2 protein-coding genes are annotated in these 1,140 nt (G+C 33.2%); both read right to left on the bottom strand.

The window, feature by feature from the left end; translation table 11 throughout:
- Positions 1-775 (bottom strand): IS3 family transposase (locus H8718_RS20260; protein ID WP_249334865.1); only part of this gene is annotated, 775 nt, incomplete at its 3' end.
- A gap of 23 nt (positions 776-798) precedes the next feature.
- A complete protein-coding gene (locus tag H8718_RS20255; RefSeq protein ID WP_249334864.1) occupies positions 799-1,071 on the bottom strand; it encodes a transposase in 273 nt (90 codons plus the stop codon).
- Between the last annotated feature and the right edge of the window lie 69 nt (positions 1,072-1,140).

Below are 1,140 nucleotides of genomic sequence, written 5' to 3'. Positions count from 1 at the left end.
TTAGTCTTAAACGAACATTATTATATTTTTCTAACCACTTCTCAACTAATGATATATATTCCTTTAGATTGGCTATATTATAGCTATAGAGTGTTTCACGTTTTAGAGAACTATGAAAACTCTCTATAGGAGCATTGTCAGAAGGGGTACCTTTTCGGCTCATGGAAATAGTAATACCGTTGGCTTCACATATAGCACGGTATTCATAAGATGTGTATTGGAATCCTTGGTCTGAATGAAGAATGACTCCATGCACATCTTTTTCCTTTGATAAAGCCATTTCTAAGGTATCCTTTACAAGTTTCAAATCATTTCTATTACTGATAACGGCTGCCACTATATCACGTGAATGCAAGTTAATAATAGTTGAAAGATAGGCGTAACGCCCCTCATATGCTAGATATGTGATATCCGTTACCCACTTTTCATTATTTTGTTCAGCCTTGAAATCTCCATTCAGTAAGTTTGGTCGGACATTGTCAGCAATAAATTTTTTCATATAATTACGTTTATAAACCTTCTTATAGCGTATTTCTAATCCATATTTTCTCATGATTCTTAAGAGTTTTTTATGATTAATAATCCATCCAGTTCGTTGTAAAATAGCTTTCTTAAGCCTACGATATCCATACATACAGCCATCTTCTTCAAAGATTGCTTTAATTGTAAGGTATTCTTCAAAATCCTGTGTTTTAGAATTTCTATATTTATAAAATGTAGCACGGCTTATATTCAATACTTCGCACAATAGCTTAATAGGATATTCATGACGCATACTTTGGATAAACTGAATTTTATCTAGTGTTTTTGCTGTAAGAAGATGAGGAACTTTTTTACAATCTCATACCTCACTTTATAATCTATATCACAATCATCTTTCTTACCACGACGATCACTACAATCCCACGCCTTTGTAGTGTATTTGTGAACCCAAACACTAATTGTTCCTTCAGGAATGTTGTATTTTTTACTAAGTTGTGTGTAAGAGCTATCCCCTTGTAGTTTTTCTTGCACTATAGAGAGCACTAAGTCTCTATCATATCTTTGGAATTTCTGACCTTTTTTAGGCATAAGAAATGCACCTCCATTTAGTTGAACACATCTTTTTTATTATGTGTCTACTAAACGGGGTGCATTCTC

It is taken from the genome of Zhenhengia yiwuensis (assembly GCF_014384995.1).
In the GTDB taxonomy this organism is placed as follows: Bacteria; Bacillota; Clostridia; order Lachnospirales; family Cellulosilyticaceae; genus Zhenhengia; species Zhenhengia yiwuensis.
The sequence above is the reverse complement of the archived record's forward strand: the minus strand, read 5'-3'. Positions and strand labels throughout refer to the sequence as shown.